The sequence below is a fragment of the Neorhizobium sp. PAMB6716 genome (assembly GCF_058242805.1).
In genome coordinates, this window is sequence record NZ_CM177835.1 from 1,437,560 (window position 1) to 1,462,402 (window position 24,843).

Annotated in this window: 25 protein-coding genes; 16 read left to right on the forward strand and 9 right to left on the reverse strand. The window is 61.7% G+C overall.

The window, feature by feature from the left end; genetic code table 11:
- Positions 1 to 88: 88 nt before the first annotated feature.
- Together AC4CWH_RS06890 and AC4CWH_RS06895 are read right to left on the reverse strand one after the other, a co-directional pair.
- A complete protein-coding gene (locus AC4CWH_RS06890; protein WP_491320948.1) occupies positions 89 to 2,653 on the reverse strand; it encodes a sensor domain-containing protein in 2,565 nt (854 codons plus the stop codon).
- A gap of 104 nt (positions 2,654 to 2,757) precedes the next feature.
- A complete protein-coding gene (locus AC4CWH_RS06895; protein WP_491320949.1) occupies positions 2,758 to 3,312 on the reverse strand; it encodes an RBBP9/YdeN family alpha/beta hydrolase in 555 nt (184 codons plus the stop codon).
- Between the two features lie 172 nt (positions 3,313 to 3,484).
- On the opposite strand from AC4CWH_RS06895, the gene AC4CWH_RS06900 reads away from it, so the two are divergent.
- Positions 3,485 to 5,137, forward strand: coding sequence for a tannase/feruloyl esterase family alpha/beta hydrolase (locus AC4CWH_RS06900; protein ID WP_491320950.1), 1,653 nt, complete (start codon positions 3,485 to 3,487; stop codon positions 5,135 to 5,137).
- 73 nt (positions 5,138 to 5,210) lie between these two features.
- Here the strand turns inward: AC4CWH_RS06900 and purB are convergent, their stop codons facing one another.
- From purB to AC4CWH_RS06915, 3 genes are all read right to left on the reverse strand, one after another.
- Positions 5,211 to 6,512 carry an adenylosuccinate lyase gene (gene purB / locus AC4CWH_RS06905; RefSeq protein ID WP_491320951.1) on the reverse strand — a complete coding sequence of 434 codons (1,302 nt, stop codon included), beginning with the start codon at positions 6,510 to 6,512 and terminating at the stop codon, positions 5,211 to 5,213.
- Positions 6,513 to 6,637: 125 nt separating this feature from the next.
- On the reverse strand, positions 6,638 to 7,315 hold the full coding sequence (gene rpe / locus AC4CWH_RS06910) for a ribulose-phosphate 3-epimerase (RefSeq protein ID WP_491320952.1): 678 nt from the start codon (positions 7,313 to 7,315) through the stop codon (positions 6,638 to 6,640).
- 185 nt (positions 7,316 to 7,500) lie between these two features.
- Positions 7,501 to 8,601, reverse strand: a complete 1,101-nt coding sequence (locus AC4CWH_RS06915; RefSeq protein ID WP_491320953.1) for a branched-chain amino acid ABC transporter substrate-binding protein — start codon at positions 8,599 to 8,601, stop codon at positions 7,501 to 7,503.
- Between the two features lie 247 nt (positions 8,602 to 8,848).
- Between AC4CWH_RS06915 and AC4CWH_RS06920 the strand changes: the two genes are divergently transcribed.
- Genes AC4CWH_RS06920 through AC4CWH_RS06950 form a run of 7 tightly spaced genes read left to right on the forward strand, consistent with a single transcriptional unit; the run spans position 8,849 to position 14,530 of the window.
- Positions 8,849 to 9,298 (forward strand): flavin reductase, encoded by a 450-nt coding sequence (locus tag AC4CWH_RS06920; RefSeq protein ID WP_491285323.1) that lies wholly within the window; start codon positions 8,849 to 8,851, stop codon positions 9,296 to 9,298.
- Positions 9,299 to 9,322: 24 nt separating this feature from the next.
- A complete protein-coding gene (locus AC4CWH_RS06925) occupies positions 9,323 to 10,252 on the forward strand; it encodes an AAA family ATPase (protein ID WP_491320954.1) in 930 nt (309 codons plus the stop codon).
- A gap of 4 nt (positions 10,253 to 10,256) precedes the next feature.
- Positions 10,257 to 11,510 carry a vWA domain-containing protein gene (locus tag AC4CWH_RS06930; protein WP_491320955.1) on the forward strand — a complete coding sequence of 418 codons (1,254 nt, stop codon included), beginning with the start codon at positions 10,257 to 10,259 and terminating at the stop codon, positions 11,508 to 11,510.
- The gene (locus tag AC4CWH_RS06935; protein ID WP_491320956.1) at positions 11,507 to 11,827 is read left to right on the forward strand and encodes an XdhC family protein; all 321 of its coding nucleotides are present in this window, start codon (positions 11,507 to 11,509) and stop codon (positions 11,825 to 11,827) included. Before AC4CWH_RS06930 ends, AC4CWH_RS06935 begins: the two co-directional genes overlap by 4 nt.
- Entirely contained in the window at positions 11,827 to 12,525 is a 699-nt protein-coding gene (locus tag AC4CWH_RS06940; protein WP_491320957.1) for an XdhC family protein, read from the forward strand. Before AC4CWH_RS06935 ends, AC4CWH_RS06940 begins: the two co-directional genes overlap by 1 nt.
- Positions 12,522 to 14,204 (forward strand): NTP transferase domain-containing protein, encoded by a 1,683-nt coding sequence (locus AC4CWH_RS06945; protein ID WP_491320958.1) that lies wholly within the window; start codon positions 12,522 to 12,524, stop codon positions 14,202 to 14,204. Before AC4CWH_RS06940 ends, AC4CWH_RS06945 begins: the two co-directional genes overlap by 4 nt.
- Positions 14,205 to 14,206: 2 nt before the next feature.
- Positions 14,207 to 14,530: a TfoX/Sxy family protein gene (locus tag AC4CWH_RS06950; protein ID WP_491320959.1), complete on the forward strand. Its 324-nt coding sequence runs from the start codon at positions 14,207 to 14,209 to the stop codon at positions 14,528 to 14,530.
- A 34-nt stretch (positions 14,531 to 14,564) separates the two neighbouring features.
- Here the strand turns inward: AC4CWH_RS06950 and AC4CWH_RS06955 are convergent, their stop codons facing one another.
- From AC4CWH_RS06955 to AC4CWH_RS06970, 4 genes are read right to left on the reverse strand one after another with little or no spacing between them, the layout of a single operon-like run.
- Positions 14,565 to 14,990 (reverse strand): HIT family protein, encoded by a 426-nt coding sequence (locus AC4CWH_RS06955; RefSeq protein WP_491320960.1) that lies wholly within the window; start codon positions 14,988 to 14,990, stop codon positions 14,565 to 14,567.
- Between the two features lie 25 nt (positions 14,991 to 15,015).
- Positions 15,016 to 16,203 (reverse strand): GNAT family N-acetyltransferase, encoded by a 1,188-nt coding sequence (locus AC4CWH_RS06960; protein WP_491320961.1) that lies wholly within the window; start codon positions 16,201 to 16,203, stop codon positions 15,016 to 15,018.
- Positions 16,200 to 16,937 carry a glycerophosphodiester phosphodiesterase gene (locus AC4CWH_RS06965; RefSeq protein WP_491320962.1) on the reverse strand — a complete coding sequence of 246 codons (738 nt, stop codon included), beginning with the start codon at positions 16,935 to 16,937 and terminating at the stop codon, positions 16,200 to 16,202. Before AC4CWH_RS06965 ends, AC4CWH_RS06960 begins: the two co-directional genes overlap by 4 nt.
- On the reverse strand, positions 16,934 to 17,404 hold the full coding sequence (locus AC4CWH_RS06970; RefSeq protein WP_491320963.1) for a RidA family protein: 471 nt from the start codon (positions 17,402 to 17,404) through the stop codon (positions 16,934 to 16,936). Before AC4CWH_RS06970 ends, AC4CWH_RS06965 begins: the two co-directional genes overlap by 4 nt.
- Before the next feature lie 112 nt (positions 17,405 to 17,516).
- On the opposite strand from AC4CWH_RS06970, the gene AC4CWH_RS06975 reads away from it, so the two are divergent.
- From AC4CWH_RS06975 to rseP, 8 genes are all read left to right on the forward strand, one after another.
- Positions 17,517 to 18,350: a cell envelope integrity EipB family protein gene (locus AC4CWH_RS06975; RefSeq protein ID WP_491320964.1), complete on the forward strand. Its 834-nt coding sequence runs from the start codon at positions 17,517 to 17,519 to the stop codon at positions 18,348 to 18,350.
- Between the two features lie 251 nt (positions 18,351 to 18,601).
- Entirely contained in the window at positions 18,602 to 19,372 is a 771-nt protein-coding gene (rpsB, locus tag AC4CWH_RS06980; RefSeq protein ID WP_491281418.1) for a 30S ribosomal protein S2, read from the forward strand.
- A 237-nt stretch (positions 19,373 to 19,609) separates the two neighbouring features.
- A complete protein-coding gene (gene tsf, locus AC4CWH_RS06985) occupies positions 19,610 to 20,536 on the forward strand; it encodes a translation elongation factor Ts (protein ID WP_491281419.1) in 927 nt (308 codons plus the stop codon).
- A gap of 100 nt (positions 20,537 to 20,636) precedes the next feature.
- Positions 20,637 to 21,362 carry a UMP kinase gene (gene pyrH / locus AC4CWH_RS06990; protein WP_491281420.1) on the forward strand — a complete coding sequence of 242 codons (726 nt, stop codon included), beginning with the start codon at positions 20,637 to 20,639 and terminating at the stop codon, positions 21,360 to 21,362.
- A gap of 52 nt (positions 21,363 to 21,414) precedes the next feature.
- Positions 21,415 to 21,975 carry a ribosome recycling factor gene (gene frr, locus AC4CWH_RS06995; protein WP_491281421.1) on the forward strand — a complete coding sequence of 187 codons (561 nt, stop codon included), beginning with the start codon at positions 21,415 to 21,417 and terminating at the stop codon, positions 21,973 to 21,975.
- 49 nt (positions 21,976 to 22,024) lie between these two features.
- A complete protein-coding gene (locus AC4CWH_RS07000) occupies positions 22,025 to 22,771 on the forward strand; it encodes an isoprenyl transferase (RefSeq protein WP_491320965.1) in 747 nt (248 codons plus the stop codon).
- Positions 22,771 to 23,604 (forward strand): phosphatidate cytidylyltransferase, encoded by an 834-nt coding sequence (locus AC4CWH_RS07005; RefSeq protein WP_491320966.1) that lies wholly within the window; start codon positions 22,771 to 22,773, stop codon positions 23,602 to 23,604. The genes AC4CWH_RS07000 and AC4CWH_RS07005 overlap by 1 nt, the downstream gene beginning before the upstream one ends.
- Positions 23,605 to 23,634: 30 nt before the next feature.
- The gene (gene rseP / locus AC4CWH_RS07010) at positions 23,635 to 24,756 is read left to right on the forward strand and encodes an RIP metalloprotease RseP (RefSeq protein WP_491320967.1); all 1,122 of its coding nucleotides are present in this window, start codon (positions 23,635 to 23,637) and stop codon (positions 24,754 to 24,756) included.
- Positions 24,757 to 24,843 lie beyond the last annotated feature (87 nt).

A 24,843-nucleotide genomic window follows, 5' to 3' on the forward strand; every position in this document is an offset into this window, starting at 1 on the left:
CCGCCTGATTGATCGCCGCCTGCGCAAGCCTGCCGCCTTGTCGGCAGGCCTTCTCGATCGAGCCACGGGCGGTGCCTCAGCAGCAGGCCTAGCGCCAGGATTGTCCGCGGATGAAGGGGCCAACCTCTTCGAACGGCATCGGTTTTGCCAGTGCAAAGCCCTGAAGCACATCGCAGCCGAGTTCCTTCAGGATGCTGGCATGCGCCATCGTTTCGACCCCCTCGGCGATCACCCTGATATCCAGCGATTTTCCAATCTCGACGATGGAACGCGCCAGCCTTCGCTGCCCGGCTGATTCCGGCAGTTGCTTGACCAGCTGGCGATCGATCTTCAGGGCGGACGGGTTGAGCCTGAGCAGGCTGACGATGGAGGCATGGCCGGAGCCGAAATCATCGATCTCGATCTCGATGCCAAGACGTTTCAACTGCTCGAGCGTGCGCATCACGTCTTCGCCGCAGTCATCGAGGAAGGTTGATTCCAGCAGTTCGAAGGAAAGTGTGCCGGCCGCAATGTTCTTGCGTGTGAGCTTGCGCAGCAGGGTTGGGTCGAGCAGCCGGCGGTAGGAGACGTTGGCGGAGATTTTCGGCACCGGAACGCCGCCCGCCCGCCATCGGGCAAAGTCCTTCAGCGCGTGGTCGAGAATGATCGCATCGATCATGGCCACGGCATCGATATCCTCGGCGGTCGACAGAAAATGCTCGGGCGTCAGCAGGCCATGTTGCGGGTGTTGCCAGCGCGCCAGCGTTTCGGCGCCGCAGACATCCAGCGTGCGGGCATCGAACTGCAACTGGTAGGCTGGCAGGAACTGGCCTTCCTCGAGGCCCAAGAGAATGTCGTCGGCCGTTCTTTTGGCTCTGACGATTTCCTGATGGGTATCCGGCGAATAGAATTCATGCCGGTTTCTGCCGGCGTTCTTGGCACGGTAAAGCGCCATGTCGGCATTGAGCAGCAACTGCTTGGCGTCGATCTCCGTGCCTTGCGACCAGGCGATGCCGATGCTGGCGCCGAACCGGCATTCGCGCCCTTCATGCAGCACCGGCTTGCGCAACTGCCGGATGATGCGATCGGCAAGGCTGGAGAGTTTTCGCGCGCCGCCGACGGCCGGCGTCACCAGGACGAATTCGTCACCGCCGATGCGCGCGACGAATTCGTCGGCGCGGGCACTGTCCTTCAACACCAGCGCCGCGTGGCGCAGGATCGCATCACCGGCATTGTGGCCGAGCGTATCGTTGATCTGCTTGAACCCATCGAGATCGATGTGCAGCACGGCGAGCGAACCGCCGTCGACCGCGCATCGATGGGCTTGGCGCATCAGCACGTCATCGAGATAACGGCGATTGGGCAGGCCCGTCAGGTAATCGTGCATGGCATTGTGTTCGATGTCCACCCGAGCTGTTTCCAGCTCGCGGTTTCGAGCTTCAGCCAGAAGCCGCGCCCGCTCCAGTTCCTGTTGCAGGGTGACGTCCTTGGTGATATCCCAGTTGGCACCGACCATCTTCAGATGACCGTCGGTATCGACAAAGCTCATAGAGCAGCTGCGGATCACCCGTTCCTCGCCGCTTTTCAGCACGATGCGATACTGATCCCAGTAACGGCGGTTCTGCTGCGTGTTGCCGGCAACGGAGGCCAGGACACGCGGCCGGTCGTCCGCATGCAGAAAGCTTTCCCAGGTTCGCCCGACGGACACGGGCGCGGAGGGATCGAGGCCGTACATTTCGTACATACGCTCGTCCCAGTAGACCTCTCCGGAGACCATATCGGCCTCGTAGACACCAACGCCGGAAATGCTGAGTGCCATTTCCAGACGGCGAGACATTTGCGCCCGACCATGTTCGGCCTGCTTGCGCGCGGTGACATCGGTATCGGTGCCGACGACACGCAGCGGCCGGCCATCCGGCGCCCGCTCGATGCAGGCCCCGCGACATTCGATCCAGATCCAGTGGCCGTCGGCATGGCGCTCGCGGTACTGGAACATCTGGAATTCGGGGTCACCTGCCTCCTGCCGTTCCATGGCATGGAGGGTAAACTCCACATCATCGGGATGGAGAAGCTTGATCCACGCGTCCTTGGTCGGCGGCAGCGGATCATCGGCAGACATGCCGCGAATAAGGCGCCAGGTGGGCGAATAATATTTCTGGCCCACGGCATAGTGGTGGTCCCAGACGCCGGAGACGGAGCTGACGAGGGCACTGTTCCAGCGGATTTCGCGCGCGGCGATGTCGTCCTCGGCCCGCTTCTGTGGCGAGATATCAGCCAGTTGCACGATGGCGACCGGGTTTTCACCGCCTTTTGAGGCCGGCCCGAGGCTGCAGGAGGCAAGCGCCCATTTGATCGTGCCATCGGCAAGCGGTACACGAAGCTGAACGGCGGCGGCAGGCACCCCGGGAAAAGACGCGGCCTGCTCAAACATCAGGGCAAGAGCCGGCCTGTCATCCGGATCGACGAGGTTTGCAAGGTCACGGGCGTCCGGCCTTGCCGAGACACGGTGCCAACCATCCTTGAACGGTGCATTCGCATGCAGAAAGCGGCCGCTTTGCTGTTCCAACATCACGGTTGCAAAGGGCACCTTGTCGATGCCGGCTGCAAGCACTGCAAGGTCATCAAGTTCCGTCCCGTTCAAAGTTCGGTCAGGAATACCGTAATCCGCCAGCACCAGCGCTTTATCCCGTCTTGTGATCTATTGTCGGGATAACCTTAACGTAGTTTCGTGAAGTGACGTTAAATATTTTACTTAATGGCCGGTTGATTTATCTCTGATCAGACCTTCAGCCCGGAGAGGAATTTGGCAAAGACCATGGTTCCCTCCGGCCAGGGGCCATGACCCGATTCGGCATTGATGTGGCCGGCTTCACCGGCATCGATGAGAAGCGAGCCCCATGCGCCGGCAATATCATCGGCATGGTCATAGGAGCCGAAGGGGTCGTTGCGGCTGGCAATCGTCATGGAGGGGAAGGGCAGCGGGTCGCGCGGGTAGGGCCCGAAGGTCATCAGGTGTTTGGGACGGATGGCCGGATTGGCGACGTCAGGCGGTGCCACGAAAAACGCGCCGGCCACCTTCTGACGAAACTGCGGGACGGCATGGATGGCGGCCGCAACGCCCAGCGAATGGGCGACCAGCACCACCGGGCGCGACGAGGCGTTAACCTCCTGCGCCACCCGTTCCACCCAGTCTTCGCGCACGGGTTTCGACCACTCCGCCTGCTCGACGCGCCGCGCCGTCTGGAGCTTGTTCTCCCAACGGGTCTGCCAATGGGTGGGGCCGGAATTGGTATAACCGGGGATGATGAGAATATCTGCGTCGGAAGCCTTCATGCCCCTTATCTGCTAGCCGCATCGCCCGCCGTCAAGAGAGACAACCGGGACGTCCGCGCAAAAATTAATAGGCAACACTTACTATTTTGCCAATAATTCCGGTGTTATGTTCCAGCCATGGACGGTGCGGAGGCGGCGTCTTGCGACAGACATGCTTTGGGAGGAGCTTATGATGAAAGCCTTATTTGGGGGTGCCGCAGCACTGGCGGTGTTTTGCGGACCGGGTCTTGCGATGGCGGCGGTCGATTGTGCGCAGTTGCGTGATGCCGGCCATCACCTGGATGGAGTGACACTAACGGAAGCGGTGGCGACGCCGGCAAGCGACGAGATACCCGTTGCCCATTGCCTCGTGCGCGGCAAGGCGGGAGAGCACAAAGGCGCTGACGGCAAGGATTATGCGGTCCAATTCGAACTGCGCCTGCCCGACACGTGGAACGGCCGTTTCGTCCACCAGTTCAACGGCGGCAATGATGGCGTCGTGGTGCCGGCACTCGGGCCGCTTCTCGGCGGCAACAAAAAGGATACGGCGCTGTCGCGTGGATACGCGGTCGTTTCCAGCGATGCCGGCCACGATGGCAAGGCCAACCCGGAAAAGGGCATTGCCGGCGGCGCAGCCTTCGGTTTTGATCCGCAGGCGCGCCGCGATTATGGCTATTCGGCCGTGGCGACGCTGAACCCGCTGGCGGAAAAGCTTGTGGAGATCCGCTATGGGAAGCCGGCCGAATATACCTATGGGATCGGCAGTTCGAACGGCGGCCGTCACGGCCTGATGGCGGCAACCCGCATGCCCGAGATCTTCGACGGCATTCTTTCCGGTTATCCCGGCTTCAACCTGCCAAAAGCCGCCATTCAGCACGCGCATGACATAAAAGCCTGGTCTTCCGTCAACACCGATATCGCCAAGGCTTTTTCCCGCGATGACATGGCGGTTCTCGCCAAGGGTATTCTGGCCGCCTGCGATGGGCTCGATGGTTTAGCCGACGGCATCGTGGCCGATTCGGCAGCCTGCCAGACGGCGTTCAAGCCGCAGGTGCTGCAATGCGCCAAGGACGGTGACAAGGATTGCCTGTCGCCGGCGCAGATCGCAGCCCTCACCAAAAGCCATGAGGGGCCGAAGAACAGCAAGGGCGAGCAGCTTTACAGCGAATGGGTCTGGGATCCGGGCATGGCATCCGGCAATTGGCGCGGCTGGAAGCTGGAAAGCGCTGTCGAGCCCTGGGGCAAGAAGCCGATCATCGCGGTGATGGGGGCCGCCTCGCTGGCGCAGGTGTTTACGACGCCGCCGACGGCTGTTGGAGGCACGCCGCAGGCCCTGCAGGATTTCCTCCTGAACTTTGACTTCGACCGGGATGCGCCAAAAATCTTTGCGACCGATGCGACCTTTGGCGAATCGGCAGCTCAGGTGATGATCCCGCCCGGTGCCGACAATCCTGACCTCAAGGCGTTTCATGCGGCCGGCCACAAGATGATCGTGTTCCACGGCAATGCGGACCCGGTGTTTTCGGTTCTCGATACCGTCAACTGGTATCGCAAGCTTGATGAAAACAATGGCGGCAAGGCTGGCGATTTCGTCAAACTCTACCGCATACCCGGCATGCCGCATGGTGCCAGCGGTCCGTCCTATGACGATTTCGATTTCTTCTCGGCGCTTGTCGCCTGGGTGGAAAAGGGCAAGGCCCCGGAGGGGATTACGGCCGGGATCACAGCTGGCAACAAGGAGGCGGCAGGCCTTGTCGGCAGCCGTTTCCTCTATTGCCCCACTCCGAAGGTGACCCGATTTACCGGTGGGTCCGGCAGCGACGAAAGCCGTTTTGCCTGCCAGTAACAAGGCGATAAAACGCAATCAGCCGGCAGGGTTACCCCTGCCGGCTGATAGTTTGAATCACTTTAAGCAGACCTCAGCCGAAGACGCGTCGAAAAATCGTGTCAACGTGCTTGGTGTGATAACCGAGGTCGAACTTTTCGCGGATTGCCTCTTCCGGAAGAGCGGCGCGCACTTCCTGGTCGGCCAGCAGTTCCTCGAGGAAATCCTTGCCCTGTTCCCACACCTTCATGGCGTTGCGCTGCACGAGACGGTAGCTGTCTTCGCGCGATACACCGGCCTGGGTCAGCGCCAGAAGCACACGCTGCGAGTGAACAAGTCCGCGGAACTTGTTGAGGTTGTTCATCATGTTCTCAGGATAGATCACCAGCTTCTCGATGACGCCGGCCAGACGGTGCAGCGCGAAATCGAGCGTCACGGTCGTATCCGGGCCTATGGCGCGCTCAACGCTCGAATGGGAAATATCACGCTCATGCCAGAGGGCGACGTTTTCCATGGCGGGCACCACCGACATGCGCACGAGGCGGGCAAGGCCGGTGAGGTTTTCGGTGAGCACCGGATTGCGCTTGTGCGGCATGGCCGACGAACCCTTCTGGCCGGGCGAGAAGAACTCTTCCGCTTCCAGAACTTCCGTGCGCTGCATGTGGCGGATTTCGATGGCGACGTTTTCGATCGACGACGCGATGACGCCGAGCGTTGCGAAGAACATCGCATGACGGTCGCGCGGGATAACCTGCGTAGAGACCGGCTCCGGCGTCAGGCCAAGCTTTTCGCAGACATGTTCTTCGACGCGCGGATCGATATTGGCAAAAGTGCCGACTGCGCCGGAAATGGCACCGGTGGCGATCTCGGCGCGGGCGGCAACGAGACGTGCGCGGTTGCGCTCCATTTCGGCGTAGAAGCGGGCAAAGGTCAGGCCCATCGTCACCGGCTCGGCATGGATGCCGTGGCTGCGGCCGATACGCACCGTGTCCTTGTGTTCGAAGGCGCGGGTCTTCAGAGCTGTGAGCAGCCGGTCCATGCCGGCGATGAGAATATCGGTTGCGCGCACCAGCTGGATGTTGAACGTGGTGTCGAGCACGTCGGACGACGTCATGCCCTGGTGGACGAAACGGCTGTCAGGACCGACGAATTCGGCGAGATGCGTGAGGAAAGCGATCACGTCATGCTTGGTGACGGCCTCGATCTCGTCGATGCGGGCGACGTTGAATTCGGCAGCGCCGCCCTTTTCCCAGATCGTTTTTGCCGCATCCTTCGGGATCACGCCGAGTTCCGCAAGCGCATCGCAGGCATGCGCCTCGATCTCGAACCAGATGCGAAACTTGGTTTCGGGCGACCAGATGGCGACCATTTCAGGCCGGGAATAACGCGGGATCATCAGCGGATTTCCTTGGGAACGACAAGAGTTGGCACGCTTTAGCAAGAACCACCCGCAATCTCAACGCAGGACGCAAAGAAGGTTTGCGGGAGCGGCAAGCGGCCAATGGCGAAAGAGAGATGCGGTCAGGCCGCACCGGCCTCGGCATTGCGGCGCAGAACGGAGATGTTGTCGCGATAGGCCGCGATATCGCCGCCCTTGTAGATGGCCGAGCCTGCAACAAAGACATTGGCGCCGGCGCGGGCGGCGTCGCCGATGGTGTCGGCTGTAATGCCACCGTCGACTTCCAGATCGATCGGCCGGTCGCCGATCAGCGCGCGGGTGGCGCGGATCTTATCAAACATCGCCGGGATGAATTTCTGACCGCCAAAGCCTGGATTGACGCTCATGATGAGGATGAGGTCGACATCGTCAAGTACGTTTTCGATGACCGAAAGCGGCGTTGCCGGGTTGAGCGTGACGCCGACCTTCTTGCCGAGCGACCTAATGGTCTGCAGCGAACGGTGCAGGTGAACCCCGGATTCGGCATGCACCGTAATGCTGTCGCAGCCGGCCTTGGCGAAGGCTTCGAGATAGGGATCGGCAGGCGCAATCATCAGGTGGCAATCGAACCAAGCCGTGGTGTGCGGGCGAAGCGCCTTGATGACATCGGGGCCGAAGGAAATGTTGGGCACGAAATGGCCGTCCATGACATCGAGATGCACCCAGTCGGCGCCAGCTTCGATGACGTCGCGAACCTCCTGGCCGAGCTTTGAAAAATCGGCGGCGAGGATGGATGGGGCAATGCGAATGGGCAGGGGCATGTCGTGTTCCTCCGGCAGATCAGGGGCGGCGCCTTATTCCTTTTTGGAGCAGCAAGCACCGGGCAGAAAGGCTTGCCGCAGAACGCTGTCCTTCAAATGAGGAGATCAGGCTGCGTGCGGCAGATTTCGGCTCCGCTTAACATTCCGTCTTCTGCTGCACAATCGCCGGATGGGCCGGCAAACCGTCATTCCGTCTCGCCATCCACTGGATGAAAGGTGTTGTCGCGCCATTCCTGCAGGCGGAACGGATTTTGGGCCAGTTCATGATTGGCGCCGAAGGTGAGCGGACCGAGCACGGTGTCGACCGAAAGGTTCGCCAGCACCTGCGCCACGGTTTTCTTCTCCGCCAAGGCCTTTGCTGTGGCCGCTCTCGCGACCTGCACAGCCGCATAGGCCGGCAGGGTATAACCATCGGCCTCGCTGTTTTTGGAACGAATCGCGGCAACCGCCGGGGCAGCGGAGGGCAGGGTCGCATAATCGGGCAGTGCAACGGCCAGTGCGCCATCGGCAAGGGCTAGCGGGCGGTTGGCGGCCCGCATCACATCGCCGCCGATGAAGGTGAGGGCGGCCTTTTCGGCAGCCGCATCGCGCGCCATGATGGCGACATCCGCCCGGTCTCCGCCCACCACCACATGCGAGGCACCGGTCTTGACCAGCCGCCGCACCAGCGCCAGTTGCTGTTCCTGCCCGGGGCGGAACGTATCGGCAAAGGCGGGCTTGATGCCGCCGGCTTCCAGTTTCTGGCGGATGGCGCCGGTGAGTTCCCGGCCATAGATCGTGCCGTCATCGACAAGCGCGATGGATTTGTTCTGGAATCTGGACAGCACCATGTCGGCAAGCTTTTCGGCTTCCTCGCCATCGACGGGCGCCAGCCGGAAGAAGGGCCAGCCATAGCGCGTGGCGTCCTCCATCAGGATTTTGGAACGCACCGAGACGGTGATTGCAGCAATGCCCGCCTCCTTCAGCTTCGGCAGCGATTCCGACAGGGTTTCGACACACAAAAATCCAATGGCCGCCGTGGCACCCGCCTGTTTCAGCGCCTCGGCAATCGCGCCGCCAGACCCCTGTTCGCAGCTTTCGGCAATTGGAACCAGTTTGTCGCCATCTGTCGCGGCCGCCTGGGCGCCGCGCAGGATCTGCTGGCCCAGCAGCGCATAAGGTCCGCTCTGCGGCGCAACGACGCCGATGGTGGCCGCCGAAACGGGCACGGCGGCGAAGAAAAGCGCAGCTGCCCCTGCAGCCAAGAGGCCGCGGCGGGCGGCGGATCGGATCGAAATATCGCTCATGGCGCACATTTAGCCGGCCTTTGGCTGGGGTCAAAGGAAATTGCGTTGGTTTTCGCCATGGCACGCGCAAATTGCCTGCGGGCGTGGACAACGACGGGCGCCCTTACCATATTCAGAATTGCAAGGCGGTCGATGGGGCTGTCGAGGTCCGGGAGACCGGGGGAGGAACCTTGTGACTGTTTCCGACACGCGCAAAGACGCACAGGGCCGGCCGCAGCCGGTCGATCCCACCCTCTACCGCGATGGCATGGCGCGTTATGCCGGCCATGTGCAGGCCGTCACCACCGAGTGGCAGGGCGTGCGGCGCGGGGTGACGGCCACAGCCGCCTGCTCGGTGTCCGACGATCCCGCAACCGTTCTCGTCTGCCTCAATGCCACCAACGACAGCAATGCCATCTTCGAGCAAAGCGGCGTATTTGCGCTGAATTCGCTCGCCGGCCACCATCAGGCTCTGGCCAAGGCGCTTGCCGGTTTTGACCGGCTGCCGGTGGAGGAGCGTTTTGCGCTGGCGCACTGGCTGACGCTGGAAACCGGCGCTCCGGTTCTCTCCGATGCGCTGGTTTCCTTCGATTGCCGGCTGATGGAAATCCGCCGGATGTCCACCCATCTGGTGCTGTTCGGACAGGTCGTCGCCATGCATTTCGGGCCGCACAATCCGCCGCTCATTTATCTGGACCGGGCTTTTCACGCGCTGTAGTCTTTGTGGATCGGGGGAGTTGCCATGACAGATCAGGATGCGCGCCGGCCTCCGGCGTCGATCGATGAAACCATTACTCTGCTCGGCGAGCAGGATTATCTGGCCGGGCGCGGACTGGCGACGGTGATTTTTCTGGCGCTTCGCATGCAGCGGCCGTTATTTCTCGAAGGCGAGGCGGGTGTTGGCAAGACGGAAATTGCCAAGGCGCTGGCCAAGGGTCTCAACCGTCCGCTGATACGGCTGCAATGTTATGAGGGGCTGGATGTCGCCTCTGCCGTCTACGAATGGAATTACCCGGCGCAGATGCTCGACATCCGGCTTTCGGAAGCCGCCGGCCTTGAAGACCGCGACCGGCTGGAAGCCAATCTCTATTCCGAGCGCCACCTGATCCGTCGCCCGGTGCTGCAGGCCCTTTCGCGGGCAGGCGAGGCGGCGCCGGTGTTTCTGATCGACGAGCTTGATCGTACCGACGAGGCCTTCGAAGCGTTTCTGCTGGAAGTTCTCTCCGAGTTTCAGGTGACGATCCCCGAGCTTGGTACGATCAAGGCGGCCGAGCCGCCCATCGTCATCATCACCACCAACCGCACCCGCGAGATCCACGACGCGCTGAAACGGCGCTGTCTCTATCACTGGGTGGATTATCCCGATGCCGCCCAGGAACTGGCAATCCTGAAGCGCAAGGTGCCGCAGGCGGGTGCGGCATTGTCGCGTCAGGTGGTGGCCTATGTCCAAAAGCTGCGCACGGTCGATCTGTTCAAGAACCCCGGCATTGCCGAAACCATTGACTGGGCCACGGCACTGACCGAACTTGACCGGCTGGCGCTCGACCCCGAAACGATTTCCGACACGCTCGGCACGCTCCTCAAATACCAGGACGATATTGCCCGTATCCGCGGCGGCGAGGGCGGTGCCATTCTGGCCGAGGTGAAGGCGGAACTCTTGGCTGCGGGATAAAGCCATGATGGCAGGTGAGGCCACCACGTTCGGGTCAGGCAAGGATGCGGCTGGGGAAGGCCGCCTTGCCGAAAACATTCTCTATTTTTCCCGGGTGCTGCGGCGGGCGGGCCTCAAGACGTCGCCACAGGCAACGCTTGATGCCGTCGCCGCTGCCGAAGCTGTCGGCATCGGAGCCCGTGAGGAATTTCACGCAGCGCTCGCCGCCGTCTTCGTCAAGCGGCGCGAGGATATGGCGGTCTTTGACGAGGCGTTTCGCCTGTTCTTTCGCAAGCGCGATCTTGTCGAAAAGATGATCCAGATGATGTCGCCAAAAATTGCCGAGCAGCGAGAAGCGGAAAAGCCGAAACCGGCAGCAGCACGCGTCGGCGACAGTCTGGTGGCAGAGCAGGCGCGTCCGCAAAAACCGGAAGCGCCGCCGGAAGTGGAGGCCGATGCGCGTTTTACGGCATCTGCCTCTGAAGTTCTGCGCCGGACGGATTTTGCCCAGATGTCGGCGGCGGAACTCGCTGCTGCGCGGATCGAGATGGCAAAACTCGTGCTGCCGCTCGATTCTGTGGTGACGCGACGGTATCGGGCGGCAAACCATCCGGGCCGGATCGATCCGCGCGCCACGTTGCGCCAAGCGATGCGGACCGGCGGCGATATCATGCTGCCGAAATTTCGCCGGCTGCAGAGACAGGAGCCGCCGCTGGTGGTGCTTGCCGATATCTCTGGCTCGATGAGCCAGTACAGTCGCATCTTTCTGCATTTTGCCCATGCGCTGATGGAAAAGCGCCGGCGCACCCACGTCTTTCTGTTCGGCACCCGCTTGACCAATGTGACGCGTAGCTTACGTCACCGGGATCCGGACGAGGCGCTGGATGCCTGCACGCGATCGGTCGAAGACTGGTCTGGCGGAACACGGATCGGCGAGACCCTGACAACGTTCAACCGCATCTGGGGCCGTCGGGTACTGGGTGGCGGCGCGGTGGTGCTGCTGATTACAGACGGGCTGGAGCGCGACGGGGTGGCGGAGCTGGAAACCGAGATCGACCGGCTGCACCGCTCCTGTCGACGGCTGATCTGGCTTAATCCGCTGCTGCGTTTCGACGGTTTTCAGCCTCGCGCCCGCGGCGTGCGGGCCATGTTGCCGCATGTGGACGAGTTTCGCCCCGTGCATAACTTAAATTCGCTGGCGGATCTGGCGCAGGCGCTGTCGGGCAAGGCGATGGCTGGCGCCAATCCCCGCCGTTTCAGGGAAAGGACTGTCGTATGACGACCACGCTTGATCCGCTTGTCACCGCAGAAACCTGGGCGCGCGAGGGGCGCACCGTCGCCATTGCCACGGTCATGGAAACCTGGGGTTCGGCACCGCGCCCCGCCGGCAGCCATCTCGTCATTGACGGCGAGGGCAATTTCGAAGGATCTGTTTCCGGCGGCTGCGTCGAGGGTGCCGTCATCACCGAGGCGCTGGAAGTAATCACCTCGGGCGCGCCAAAAATGCTGGAATTCGGCGTGGCGGATGAAACCGCCTGGCGTGTCGGGCTCTCCTGCGGTGGGCGTATCCGGGTCTATGTGGAGAGGCTCAACTGATGCGGCTTGATCATCTGGCAGAGCTGAATGCGGCCCGAAACGCCCGCAAGGCGGCCATCCTCATCACCGATACGGCGTCCGGCGAGACGCAGGTTCTGGTAGAAGGGCAACCGGTGCCGGCGCATCTGGCAGAGGCAGCGGAGAAGGCGTTTCGCAGCGGAAAATCGGGGCTTATCGACATCGAGGGCCGGCCGCTGTTTCTCAACGTCCACCTGCCGCCGCCGCGCATCGTTGCCATAGGGGCCGTGCATATTACGCAAGGGCTGGCGCGGCTGGCGCCTGTTATCGGTTATGATCTCACCATCATCGATCCGCGCACGGCCTTTGCGACGCCCGAACGGTTTGAGGGCGTCGACCTCATCGCCGACTGGCCGGAGGACGTGCTGAAGGCGCGGGTGCTCGATCCCTATACGGCGGTGGCGGCCGTCACTCATGATCCGAAGATCGACGATTTTGCCCTGGCCGAAGCGCTGCGGTGCGGCTGTTTTTACGTTGGCGCACTCGGCAGCCGAAAAACCCATGCGCGCCGTGTGGAGCGCCTGCTGGAAACCGGGGTCACGCAGGAGCAGATCCAAAGGATTCGCGCGCCCATCGGCCTTGATATCGGGGCCGCGAGCCCGGAGGAGATTGCGCTGTCGATCCTTGCACAAATCGTCGAAGCCTTTCGGCGCCGTTCGCTGTCCGGCGGTGCAGAATGATCTTTGGATCGGTGCCGCTGGAATTGGCACAAGGCGCGATCCTGGCGCATAGCGTCAGCCATCCCGGCGGGCGCATGCCGAAGGGCACGATCCTGTCGGCCGGCGATCTTCAGACACTGGCCGAGGCGGGCCTTGCCGAGGTGGTGGTGGCAAGGTTGCAGCCGGGAGATCTTTCGGAAGATGTCGCTGCCGAGCAGCTTGCCGCCTGTTTTGGCGACGAGTCGCTTCGGCTTTCGCCGGCCAGCACCGGGCGGGTGAACATCCACGCGACGCGGAACGGGCTTTTCCGCGCTGATCGGGCATTGATCGACCGGTTCAACCAGATCGATCCGGCCATCACGCTGGCCTGTCTCGCCGACCGGTCGCCGGTTGTTGTCGGCGATATGGTGGCGACGGTGAAAATCATTCCGCTGGCGGTGCCGGGTGACAAGGTGAATGCCGCAAAGGCCGTGCTGCGCGAGGGCGAGGCGGTGTCCGTCGCGCCCTACCGTCCCTTTTCGGTGACGCTGATCCAAACCGAACTGCCGGTGCTAAAAACCTCCGTACTCGACAAGACGGCGAACCTTCTGTCGCGGCGCCTTGCCCCCTCCGGCAGCGTCATCATCCGCGAGCACCGCGTGGCGCATCGGGCAGAGGCCGTGGCGAATGCCTTGCGCGCGGCACTCGGCCAGCCGGAAGATGGTGTGCCGCGTATGGTGATCCTGTTCGGGGCCTCTGCCGTCTGCGATGGCGAGGATGTGCTGCCGCAGGCGATGCGGCTTGCCGGCGGTGCGGTGGAGCAGGTGGGGCTGCCGGTCGATCCCGGCAATCTTCTGGTGCTTGGGTATCACGGTGATACCGCCTTGATCGGCGCGCCGGGCTGCGCGCGTTCGCCCAAGGAAAACGGCTTTGACTGGGTGCTGAACCGGATCCTCTCCGGTGAGCGTCCACGGGCGCAAGAGCTGACGGGGCTTGGCGTTGGAGGATTGCTGATGGAAATTCCAAGCCGGCCGCAGCCGCGCGACCTGCCATTGTCCAGGAACAGGGCGCTTTCGATCGGAATTCTTCTTCTGGCCGCAGGCCGGGCAAGCAGGATGGGCGAGGCGGGTCACAAGCTGCTGGCGGAATTCGATGGCGTGCCCCTGGTGCAGCGAGTGGCGGAACGGGCGCTGGCCGCCTCCGCTCCGGATGCCGTTGGACCTGAGGGCGCGGTTGCATCGGAGAACCCGCCCGCGCCGTTCGTTGTCGTCACCGGTCATCGGGCAGACGAGGTGTCGCAAGCGCTAAAAGGCCTCGCCCTGACGCTGGTGGAAAACCTGGATTACGCCAGCGGCATGGCCGGATCGATCAAGGCTGGTCTTGCCGCGCCTGATCTGTCGGAGGTCGCAGGTGTGATGGTGCTTCTGGCCGATATGCCGGCCGTATCGGTCGAGGATTTGCGCACCCTTCAGGCGGCGTTTCGCAAGGCGGAAGGCCGCGCCATCGTGCGCGCCGTCGCGGGCGGCAAGCGCGGCAATCCTGTCATCCTGCCGCGTGCGACCTTTGGCGAGCTGGTGCTGCTGGAGGGTGATGTCGGTGCCCGCCACGTCATCGAGACCTGCGGTCTGCCGATCATCGACGTGGAGATCGGGGCAGGCGCTCACATCGATGTCGACACCCCGGAAGCAGTGATCGCAGCCGGCGGAACCTTGCGGGGATGAGCATGGACAAAGCCGATATCGAAGACCTTTTTCATGGGCTCGGCCCCGTCACCATCCGCCGCATGTTTGGCGGCAAGGGCATCTACCATCACGGCGTGATTTTTGCCATCGACCTGCGCGGCGAGATGATGCTGAAGGCAGATGCCGAAAGCGCACCGCAATTCGAAGAGGCTGGGGCAAGACAGTGGGCGTACGAGGGAAAGACCGGCAAGCCGGTGCTGATGCCCTACTGGTCCATTCCCGAGGAAGCCCTTGACGATCCCGACGAGATGACCCGCTGGGCACGGCTTGCCTATGAGGCAGGTGTGCGCAGCGCAAGTCGGTGATATCAGTCTATCTGCAAGGATTTACCGGTGCGGGTTAAAGCGCCTCGCGAATCTTCCGGGCGTTTTCCGCGAGAACCGCCCCGTCCTCCATCTTGCCCGTATGCGGCTTCAAAGCCTGCCCGTCGTGACGCGGGATCACATGAAAATGCAGGTGGAACACAGTCTGGCCGGCGGCGGGTTCGTTGAACTGGGCGATGAACACGCCATCGGCTTCAAAAGCTTCTTTTGCCGCAACGGCAAGCTTCTGCACCACCGGAAGAAGCGTCGACAGCACGCCCGGATCGGCATCCAGGAGGTTGCGCGAGCCGCGCTTGGGGATGACGAGGAGATGGCCGGGCGCCTGCGGCATCACATCCATGAAAGCCAGCGTATCGTCGTCTTCGTAGACCTTGTGCGCGGGGATCTCGCCCTTCAGGATTTTGGCAAAGATGTTGTTTTCGTCATAGATCTGGCCGGTCATGCGGGCGCTCCCTGAGTGTCTTTTATCAATCGTCCTCTTGCCGCTCTCCCTTGCGGAAAGGGCTGTGCTCGGTCAAGTATTCGCCGGCATATTCCACCTCTTGCCGTTCCCGCTTCAGGTAATCGCCGATGGCGCGGCGAAGGCCGGGATGGGCGATGTAATGGGCGGAATGGGTGGTGACGGGCAGGTAGCCGCGCGCCAGCTTGTGTTCCCCTTGCGCGCCGGCTTCGACACGCTTCAGGCCGTTTGCCAGCGCAAAATCGATCGCCTGATGATAACAGACCTCGAAATGCAGGAAGGGATGATCCTCGATGCATCCCCAGTGGCGCCCGAACAGCGCCTCTTCGCCGATGAAGTTGATGGCGCCCGCCACATAACGCCCGTCACGGCGCGCCATCACGAGCAGGATATCGTCGGCCATGCGTTCGCCGATCAGCGAATAGAACGCCCGCGTGAGATAGGGCTTTCCCCATTTGCGGCTGCCGGTATCCATGTAGAAGGTAAAAAACTGGTCCCAGATCTCTTCGGTCAGGTCCTTGCCCGTCAGCCAGTCGATCTCGATGCCGTTTTCCAGCGCGGCGCGGCGTTCCTTGCGCAGGTTCTTGCGCTTGGAGGAGGAAAGCTTGGCGAGAAACGCCTCGTGGTTGTCATAGCCGTCATTGATGAAATGGAACTGCTGGTCCATGCGGTGCAGGAAACCCGCCTCCTCGAAGGCCAGCAGTTCCACTTCCCGCAGGAAGGTGACATGGGCTGAGGAAATGCCAAGCTGGCGGGTGACTTCGGCAAGGCCGGCCGCAAGCGTCAGGCGCACGTCATCGGCGCCGTCGCCGTCGCGCACCAGCAGCCGCTGGCCAGTGGCGGGGGTAAACGGGATGGCGCATTGCAGCTTTGGATAATATTGCCCGCCGGCCCGCTCGAACGCATCCGCCCAGCCGTGATCGAAGACATATTCGCCCTGGCTGTGGTTCTTGAGGTAACCGGGGACGGCGCCGATCAACTGGCCGTCGCCATCTTCCATCAGCAGGTGATGGCCAAGCCAACCGGTCTTTGCCGTCGCCGAACCGGAATCCTCCAGCGATGACAGATAGGCATGCGAGAGGAAGGGGTTATAGGGCGTTTCACCCCCGCGTCGTGTTCCTGAAAGCTGCGACCAGCGTTCCGGGCTGATCGCTGCAAAAGATTGTTCGACGCGGAGAGTGACGGTTTGGCTCATGAGGCAGAAGCTTTGCTTTCTCGCGGGTCAAAACCCTCGAAGGTCATCTGGTCAGCATGAGTATAGGTATGGGCGCGGGCATTTTCATCCCTCACCGTCCAGGTAATGACGGTGATGCCCCGGGCGCGCTGACCGGTGACAAAACTGTTGGGCAGGTCGGCATAATGGTAGGAGATGAAATCGAGCCCAAGCTGCATCGCCTCGTCATGGGCGAAGAATTCTTCGGGTTTCGTGCCCATGGCGGTGAGGCCGACCGGGTAGGGGCATTTTTCAGCCTTCAGCGCGCGCAGCAGGTGATAATCGAAGCTCATCAGCGCCAGCGGGCCCTCATAACCTTCCAGCACTTCCAGCACACTTTCGATAAAACCGTCGTCCTGCTCGGCATCGATGCCCTTCAGTTCGATGACCAGCGGCACCTGACCTTTAACGAGAGCCAGCATCTGCTTCAACGTCGGGATACGGTCTTTCGTGCCGCCGACGGACAGCGCCTGCAACTCGTTTGCCATGCGCTCACGCACTTCGCCGGTAATGCCGCAGAGACGCTGCAGGTCATGATCGTGAAACACCATCGGCACGCTATCGGCCGAAAGCTGGATATCGCATTCGATGGCAAAACCCGCCTCGATGGCGCGGGAAAAGGCAGACAGCGTGTTTTCCCACACGGCCTTGTTCAGGTCATGATAACCGCGATGGGCAACCGGCGTCTCTTTCAGCCAGGTGAGATCGGCGCTCATGCTTCGACTTCCAGGATGGCATCCACCTCGACGGCGGCATTAAAGGGCAGGGCGGCCATGCCAACGGCGGCGCGCGCGTGCTTGCCCGCCTCGCCCAAAACGTTGGCGATGAGGTTGGAAGCGCCGTTCATCACCAGATGTTGTTCGACAAAACCGGGAGCGGACGCAATGAAGCCGTTCAGCTTCAGAACGCGGCGCACGCGGCCGAGATCACCGCCAACGGCAGCCTTCACCTGCGCCAAAATGTTGATGGCGCAAAGCTCGGCGGCGCGCTGCGCCGCTTCCACGTCTACATCCGCGCCCACAAGGCCTGTCACGGCGACCTTTCCGGCTTCCATCGGCAACTGGCCGGAGATGTAAAGCGTGGTACCGCTCTGCGTGTAGGGCACATAATTGGCGGCAGGCGCTGCGGCCACCGGCAGTTCGATCCCCATCTCCTTCAGGCGGGCTTCGATCGCATCCGACATTTCGTTCTCCGGTTTGATTGTAAAATTGACTCGATTCCGTCACACATGACGCTAAGCATCACTTGATGGCGTACATATAACATCGCGCGTCGAGTCCCATAGGAGATTGTGGATGTTGCGGCAGAGCTTTGCAGCGGTCCTTCTAGCAGGCAGTACGCTTGCCCCTTTCAGCCCGGCCCTTGCAGGCATGGAGGGCGCACGAGCGCTCATTCCCCACCGTGCCATCTATGATTTGAAGCTGAAGGACGTCTCTGATCGTTCGGGCATCGAGGGCATGTATGGCCGCATGGTCTACGAGTTCACCGGCAATGTCTGTTCGGGTTTCACCACCAATTTCCGCTTCGTCACCCGTGTCGATACGGGTGAGGAAATGCGCGTGACCGACCAGCAGACGACAACGTTCGAAAATGCCAGCTCCGGCGAGTTTCGCTTCGACACCAAATCCTTCACCGACGAACAGCTGGACAAGCAGGTGACGGGCGAGGCAAGCGACAAGGCCGATGGCATCAAGGTGGCGCTCGCCAAGCCCGATCAACGGGAAGTGGACCTGACACCGGCGCAGTTTCCGACGGAGCATATGCTGGAGGTGATCGACAATGCCAGGGAGGGCAAGCGCTTCTTCGAAGCCCGTATTTTCGATGGCTCGGAAAACGGCGACCAGAGCCTGTTGACGACCACGGTTGTTGGCACGCAGCAGATGCCGAAACCGGATGATGCCGATGCTGCAAGCGCCGGCGAATTCGGTAAGCTGCCCTACTGGCCAGTAACGATCGCTTATTTCAACGAAGACCAGAAAACCGATTCGCTGCCGATCTACCGCATGTCCTTCAAGCTCTACGGCAATGGCATCACACGCGACCTGACGATGGATTATGGCGACTTCGTCCTGTCCGGCACGCTGTCCAAGCTTGAACTTCTGGACAAACCGGCCGAACCCTGCCGCTGAAACCGCTGTGTAGCGGGCAGGCGGATAAGGCCGGGCACTGCCCGGCCTTATCCGCTGCGCGAAACCGGCGTCATTTGCGTTTTTCTGGCGGAAACGCTTGCTTTTGCGGCCAATGCCCGTTATGCGCACCACCATTCCACACGCGAAACTTGGGATTGACCGGGAGAAATCCGGTCCGTTCCGCCGGTGGCCGGCCCTTTCGGGCGGCTGTTCGTTTCGCGGGGGTTAAACCGGAAACAAGGAGAAAAGGCATGGCATTGCCTGATTTTAGCATGCGTCAGCTTCTGGAAGCTGGCGTTCACTTCGGTCACCAGACGCACCGCTGGAACCCGAAGATGAAGCCGTACATCTTCGGCGATCGTAACAACATCCACATCATCGATCTGGCCCAGTCCGTTCCGATGCTGTCGCGCGCCCTGCAGGTCATTTCGGACACCGTTGCCCGTGGCGGCCGCGTTCTGTTCGTTGGCACCAAGCGCCAGGCATCCGAGCTGATCGCCGATTCGGCGAAGCGTTCGGCCCAGTATTACGTCAACTCCCGCTGGCTCGGCGGCATGATGACCAACTGGAAGACCATCTCGAACTCGATCCAGCGCCTGCGCAAGCTCGACGAGATTCTTGGTTCGGAAGCTTCGGGCTTCACCAAGAAGGAACGCCTCAACCTTGAGCGCGAACGCGAAAAGCTTGAAAAGGCTCTCGGCGGTATCCGCGACATGGGCGGCACCCCGGACCTGATGTTCATCATCGACACGAACAAGGAAAAGATCGCGATCGACGAAGCCAAGCGCCTCGGCATCCCGGTCGTTGCCATCATCGATTCGAACTGCGATCCGGACCTGATCGACTATCCGATCCCCGGCAACGACGACGCTTCGCGTGCCATCGCTCTTTATTGCGACCTGGTTGCCCGCGCTGCCATCGACGGCATCGCTCGCCAGCAGGGTTCGTCCGGTCGTGACGTCGGCGCTTCCGCCGAAGCTCCGATCGAGCCGGCTCTGTCGGAAGAAGCTGCAGAAGCCTGATCGTCGGACGGCTCTGCCGTTCGTTTCGAGATCTGAAATTAAGGAGATCGCCCTTGGGCGGTCTCCATCCAAGGCGTCCAGCGCCGGCGGAGCCTAAGCGTTCTGCCACTGTTGCCGTGAGACTGCGCGGACGACCATTCATCACGCTGTCATATTTTCGGGTACATTCGTGCCCCAAACGGGCGCCGGCCGTTCCAATACCCGGCAGGCGCATCCCCAGATGGACAAGAGGCAAACATGAGCGAAATCACAGCCGCAATGGTGAAGGAACTGCGCGAAAAGACCGGCGCAGGCATGATGGACTGCAAGAAGGCGCTCGCCGAGACCGCTGGCGACATGGAAGCCGCGATCGACTGGCTGCGCGCCAAGGGCATTGCCAAGGCCGACAAGAAGTCCGGCCGCACCGCCGCTGAAGGCCTCGTCGGCATCGCTTCGTCCGGCACCAGCGCCGTGGTCGTCGAGCTGAACTCCGAAACCGACTTCGTCGCCCGCAACGACGCCTTCCAGGATCTGGTTCGCGGCATTGCTTCGGTTGCGCTCTCGACCGACGGTTCCGTAGACGCGATTTCGGCTGCCAACTACCCGGCAACCGGCAAGTCGGTCTCCGACACGATCAAGGACGCGATTGCAACCATCGGCGAAAACATGTCGCTGCGCCGCGCGGCAAAGCTTTCCGTTGAAGACGGCGTTGTCGCAACCTACGTTCACAATGCTGCTGCTGACGGCCTCGGCAAGCTCGGCGTTCTGGTTGCCCTGAAGTCGACCGGCAACAAGGATGCACTGACGGCGATCGGCCGCCAGGTTGCCATGCACGTTGCCGCCACCAACCCGCTGGCCGTCCGCGCCGACGAAGTTGATGCAGCGGTTGCCGAGCGCGAGCGCAACATCTTCATCGAACAGTCGCGCGAATCGGGCAAGCCGGAAGCCATCATCGAAAAGATGGTCGAAGGCCGCATGCGCAAGTTCTTCGAGGAAGTCGCTCTTCTTTCGCAGGCTTTCGTCATCAACCCGGACCTGACTGTCGCAGCTGCCCTCAAGGAAGCTGAAAAGGACGTTGGTGCGCCGATCGAGATCACCGGCATGGTGCGCCTGCTTCTCGGCGAAGGCGTCGAAAAGGAAGAGACGGATTTCGCAGCCGAAGTGGCAGCAACCGTCAAGCGTTGATTTCGGCATCCTGAAATATTGGGATAGCGTCAGGGCGTCGCGTGACAACGCGGCGCCCTTCGTGTATCCGGCACTCGGTGCGATCCTCGAAGGAGTTTCCATGTCATCCTCCAATCCCGTCTATAAACGTGTGCTACTGAAGGTCTCCGGTGAGGCCCTGATGGGCAGCCAGGGTTTTGGCATCGACGTTACCGTTGCCGACCGCATTGCAGCCGATATTGCCGAGGCACGCCGGATGGGCGTCGAGGTCGGTATCGTCGTTGGCGGCGGGAATATCTTCCGCGGCGTGGCCGTGGCCTCCAAGGGCGGCGACCGGGTGACCGGCGACCACATGGGCATGCTGGCAACCGTCATCAATGCGCTGGCGCTCGGAACATCGCTGCGCAAGCTTGATATCGACACCGTGGTGCTCTCAGCCATTGCCATGCCGGAAATCTGCGAGAGCTTTTCGCAGCGCCAGGCGCTGCATCACATGGCCCAGGGCCGCGTGGTCATTTTTGCCGGCGGAACCGGCAACCCCTTCTTCACGACCGACTCGGCCGGTGCGCTGCGCGCTGCCGAAATCGGCGCGGAAGCCATCTTCAAGGGAACCCAGGTCGACGGCATCTATTCGGCCGACCCGAAGAAGGACCCGACGGCCACCCGTTTCGACCACCTGACCCACAGCGAAATCCTGGAAAAGGGTCTGGCCGTGATGGACGTTGCAGCCGTGGCACTTGCGCGTGAAAATTCCATTCCGATCATCGTCTTCTCGATCCACGAGAAGGGCGGTTTCGGAGAGATCTTGACCGGCGGTGGTCTCAAGACCATCGTGACCGACAATTAATAGCCTTAAGCGCACGCAGTTGCGCAGACGTCTTGCCAGAACGGAGTAGAAGATGAGCGGAGCCATCGACCTCAACGATATCAAGCGGCGCATGGATGGCGCCATCTCGGCGTTCAAGAGCGATATCGCATCGCTGCGCACCGGACGTGCGTCTGCCAACATTCTCGATCCGGTGGTCGTGGAAGCCTATGGCTCGCGCGTGCCGCTGAACCAGGTGGCCAATGTGACCGTGCCGGAACCGCGCATGCTCGGCATCTCCGTCTGGGACAAGTCGATGGTGAATGCCGTCGACCGCGCCATCCGCGAAGCCAATCTCGGCCTCAACCCGATCATGGACGGCCAGAACCTGCGCATTCCGCTGCCGGAACTGAACGAGGAGCGCCGCAAGTCGCTCGTCAAGGTGGCGCATGATTATGCCGAAAAGGCCAAGGTCGCCATTCGCCATGTGCGCCGCGACGGTATGGATTCGCTGAAGAAGGCGGAAAAGGACGGCACCATCGGCCAGGACGACAGCCGTACGCAGTCGGACCGGGTGCAGAAAATGACCGATGACACGATTTCCGACGTCGATCGTTTGCTTAGCGAGAAGGAAAAGGAGATCATGCAGGTTTAGTAATCTGCCTGATTGCCTGTTTTTCAACGTTGAAGCGAGTGGATGTTCCATGGTGCAAGGTGAGCTGCCCTCCATACCCAGACATGTTGCCATCATCATGGACGGCAATGGACGCTGGGCGAATGAACGCGGCCTGCCGCGCACCGTCGGACACAGCAAGGGTGTCGAGGCGGTTCGGCGCACCGTGGAGGCAGCCGGGGATGCCGGCATCGAATTCCTGACGCTGTTTGCCTTCTCCTCGGAAAACTGGAGCCGGCCGCAGGAGGAAGTTTCGGTGCTGATGGGGCTTCTGCGCCGCTTCATCCGGCGCGATCTGGCCGAACTTCACCGCTCGAACGTGCGCATCCGCGTGATCGGCGAACGCGACGGACTGCAGGGTGATATTCTTCCGCTTCTCCTTGAGGCAGAAGAGACCACGGGCAATAATACCGGCCTGACGCTCATCATCGCCTTCAACTACGGCGCGCGCGACGAGATTGCCCGGGCCGTCAGGCGCCTTTCCATCGAGGTGGAAGCCGGACGCCTGAAGGCCGCGGACGTGACGCCCGATCTCATTGCGGCGCATCTCGACACGGCCGGCATTCCCGACCCAGATCTCATCATCCGCACCAGCGGCGAAGAACGGCTGTCGAACTTTCTGCTCTGGCAGGCGGCCTATTCGGAATTCGTCTTCGTGCCGCAATACTGGCCCGATTTTGACCGCGAGCTGTTCTACGAGGCGATCCGGACGTTTTCGGCACGGGATCGTCGTTTTGGTGGCCTGTCACCCGTCGCACCCGCTGCGGTGGCGGGCTGATGTCGATCGAACTCAGACGACGCATTTTTTCCGCCATTGTCATGGCGGCCGTGACGCTCATCGCCACCTGGGCCGGCGGGCTGTCCTTCCGTGGTTTCTCGGCCATCATCGCCGTCCTCGTCTATTACGAATGGTCGCGAATGACGCGGCTTGCCGATGTCGATTTTCGCGGCAATGCGCTTGGCTGGCTGGCTGTCGTGTCGGTTGCCGCCAATCTGGTGCTGGGTGACGAGGGCATGGGCGTGCCGCTGGCCGGCGGCTTTACCTTGACGGCCATCCTGCTGATTGCCGTGCGTGGCGGAAGCGGCTGGCTTCCCGCCGGCATTGCCTATTCCGCCTTCAGCGGCATCTCGCTTGCTGCCATCCGCGGTGCAGACGAGCCGGGATTCGTTGCCATGCTGTTCGTTTTTGCCGTGGTCTGGGCCACCGATATCCTTGCCTATTTCGTCGGGCGCGCCCTGCGCGGGCCAAAACTTGCGCCACGCATCTCGCCCGGCAAGACCTGGTCCGGTGCCATTGGCGGCACGGTCTCGGGCGTGGCAGCGGGCTGCCTTTTGTCCTTTGCCTTTTTTCCCGTGCTTTCGCTGCGCACCGCCTTTCTGGCCTTCAGCCTGTCGGTTGCAAGCCAGGTGGGCGACCTGTTCGAGAGCTTCATCAAGCGCCGCTTTGGCGCAAAAGACTCAAGCCACCTCATTCCCGGCCACGGTGGCGTGATGGACCGGGTTGACGGCCTCGTTTTTGCCGGGTTTGCGGCATTTCTTCTTGCAATCATGCATGCCGCATGGTCGGAAGAGGGCGGCACCTCCGTGGCAGCGTTCCTGTTCGGCCTTTAAGGCCGTTCAACAGGAGAAGTGGATCAATTGATGGCAATCTTCGGTTTCCTGACGGGCTATATCATCCCCTTCATTCTCGTCCTGTCGCTGCTCGTTTTCGTGCATGAGATGGGGCATTACCTCGTCGGCCGCTGGAGCGGCATTCGCGTCACCGCCTTTTCGATCGGTTTTGGCCCGGAGCTTGTGGGCTTCACCGATAGCCACGGCACGCGCTGGAAGCTTTCGCTGGTTCCGCTTGGCGGCTATGTGAAATTTTTCGGTGACGAGGACGCCTCCAGCCGTCCCGATGCAGAAAACCTGTCACAGCTCAGCGCCGCCGAGCGCGCGCAGACGCTGGCAGGGGCTGCCCTCTGGAAACGCGCCGCAACGGTTGCCGCCGGCCCGATTGCCAATTTCATCCTGGCCATCACCATTTTCGCCGTGCTTTTCGGTGTCTACGGTCGCATGATCTCCGATCCGGTCGTGGCCGAAGTGCGTCCGGACAGCGCGGCCGCCGAAGCCGGCGTTCTCCCGGGCGACAGGCTTGTCGCGCTTGACGGCTCGACCATCCGCACCTTTGACGATGTCCGCCGTTATGTCAGCATCCGCCCGGAGACGCCGATCGTCGTCACCGTGGAGCGCAACGGCCAGCGGATCGACCTGCCGATGGTGCCAAAGCGGTCGGAGATTACAGACCAGTTCGGCAACAAGGTGGAAATGGGCCTGATCGGCATCGTCACCAACGAGCAGAGCGGCAATTTTCGCCATGTCACCTATTCGCCTGTGGAAGCCGTGGGGCAGGGCTTTGTGGAGACAGGCCACATCATCACCGGCACCTTCCGCTATATCGGCAACCTGGTGACCGGCCGCATGAAGGCAGACCAGCTGGGCGGGCCGGTGCGGGTGGCGCAGGCCTCAGGACAGATGGCGACGCTCGGCCTTTCCGCCGTCATCCAGCTGGCCGCCGTCCTCTCCGTGTCCATCGGTCTTTTGAACCTGATGCCGGTTCCCGTGCTCGATGGCGGTCACCTTGTCTTCTACGCCATTGAGGCGATCCGGGGAAAACCCTTGGGCGCTGGCGCACAGGAGGTTGCATTCCGCATCGGTTTGGCCATGGTGCTGAGCCTGATGGTTTTTGCCACCTGGAACGACATCAGCAACCTGATCGGCTGACGAAGTCAGTTGTAAACCAACTGTTTACCCTGTTTGGAGTTCGCCGTGGCGATTGGGTCACGCCTTCAAAGGAAGTAAATAGAAATT

Coding starts and splice junctions, on each gene's coding strand:
- AC4CWH_RS06900 (WP_491320950.1), top strand. CDS start 3,485: ATGAAAGCCTTATTTGGGGGTGCCGCAGCACTGGCGGTGTTTTGCGGA.
- AC4CWH_RS06950 (WP_491320959.1), top strand. CDS start 14,207: ATGGACAAAGCCGATATCGAAGACCTTTTTCATGGGCTCGGCCCCGTC.
- AC4CWH_RS06930 (WP_491320955.1), top strand. CDS start 10,257: ATGATGGCAGGTGAGGCCACCACGTTCGGGTCAGGCAAGGATGCGGCT.
- AC4CWH_RS06920 (WP_491285323.1), top strand. CDS start 8,849: ATGGCGCGTTATGCCGGCCATGTGCAGGCCGTCACCACCGAGTGGCAG.
- rseP (WP_491320967.1), top strand. CDS start 23,635: ATGGCAATCTTCGGTTTCCTGACGGGCTATATCATCCCCTTCATTCTC.
- AC4CWH_RS07000 (WP_491320965.1), top strand. CDS start 22,025: ATGGTGCAAGGTGAGCTGCCCTCCATACCCAGACATGTTGCCATCATC.
- frr (WP_491281421.1), top strand. CDS start 21,415: ATGAGCGGAGCCATCGACCTCAACGATATCAAGCGGCGCATGGATGGC.
- AC4CWH_RS06925 (WP_491320954.1), top strand. CDS start 9,323: ATGACAGATCAGGATGCGCGCCGGCCTCCGGCGTCGATCGATGAAACC.
- purB (WP_491320951.1), bottom strand. CDS start 6,512: ATGATCCCGCGTTATTCCCGGCCTGAAATGGTCGCCATCTGGTCGCCC.
- AC4CWH_RS06975 (WP_491320964.1), top strand. CDS start 17,517: ATGTTGCGGCAGAGCTTTGCAGCGGTCCTTCTAGCAGGCAGTACGCTT.
- AC4CWH_RS06970 (WP_491320963.1), bottom strand. CDS start 17,404: ATGTCGGATGCGATCGAAGCCCGCCTGAAGGAGATGGGGATCGAACTG.
- AC4CWH_RS06895 (WP_491320949.1), bottom strand. CDS start 3,312: ATGAAGGCTTCCGACGCAGATATTCTCATCATCCCCGGTTATACCAAT.
- rpe (WP_491320952.1), bottom strand. CDS start 7,315: ATGCCCCTGCCCATTCGCATTGCCCCATCCATCCTCGCCGCCGATTTT.
- AC4CWH_RS06955 (WP_491320960.1), bottom strand. CDS start 14,990: ATGACCGGCCAGATCTATGACGAAAACAACATCTTTGCCAAAATCCTG.
- AC4CWH_RS06940 (WP_491320957.1), top strand. CDS start 11,827: ATGCGGCTTGATCATCTGGCAGAGCTGAATGCGGCCCGAAACGCCCGC.
- rpsB (WP_491281418.1), top strand. CDS start 18,602: ATGGCATTGCCTGATTTTAGCATGCGTCAGCTTCTGGAAGCTGGCGTT.
- AC4CWH_RS06965 (WP_491320962.1), bottom strand. CDS start 16,937: ATGAGCGCCGATCTCACCTGGCTGAAAGAGACGCCGGTTGCCCATCGC.
- AC4CWH_RS06960 (WP_491320961.1), bottom strand. CDS start 16,203: ATGAGCCAAACCGTCACTCTCCGCGTCGAACAATCTTTTGCAGCGATC.
- AC4CWH_RS06915 (WP_491320953.1), bottom strand. CDS start 8,601: ATGAGCGATATTTCGATCCGATCCGCCGCCCGCCGCGGCCTCTTGGCT.
- AC4CWH_RS07005 (WP_491320966.1), top strand. CDS start 22,771: ATGTCGATCGAACTCAGACGACGCATTTTTTCCGCCATTGTCATGGCG.
- tsf (WP_491281419.1), top strand. CDS start 19,610: ATGAGCGAAATCACAGCCGCAATGGTGAAGGAACTGCGCGAAAAGACC.
- AC4CWH_RS06935 (WP_491320956.1), top strand. CDS start 11,507: ATGACGACCACGCTTGATCCGCTTGTCACCGCAGAAACCTGGGCGCGC.
- AC4CWH_RS06945 (WP_491320958.1), top strand. CDS start 12,522: ATGATCTTTGGATCGGTGCCGCTGGAATTGGCACAAGGCGCGATCCTG.
- pyrH (WP_491281420.1), top strand. CDS start 20,637: ATGTCATCCTCCAATCCCGTCTATAAACGTGTGCTACTGAAGGTCTCC.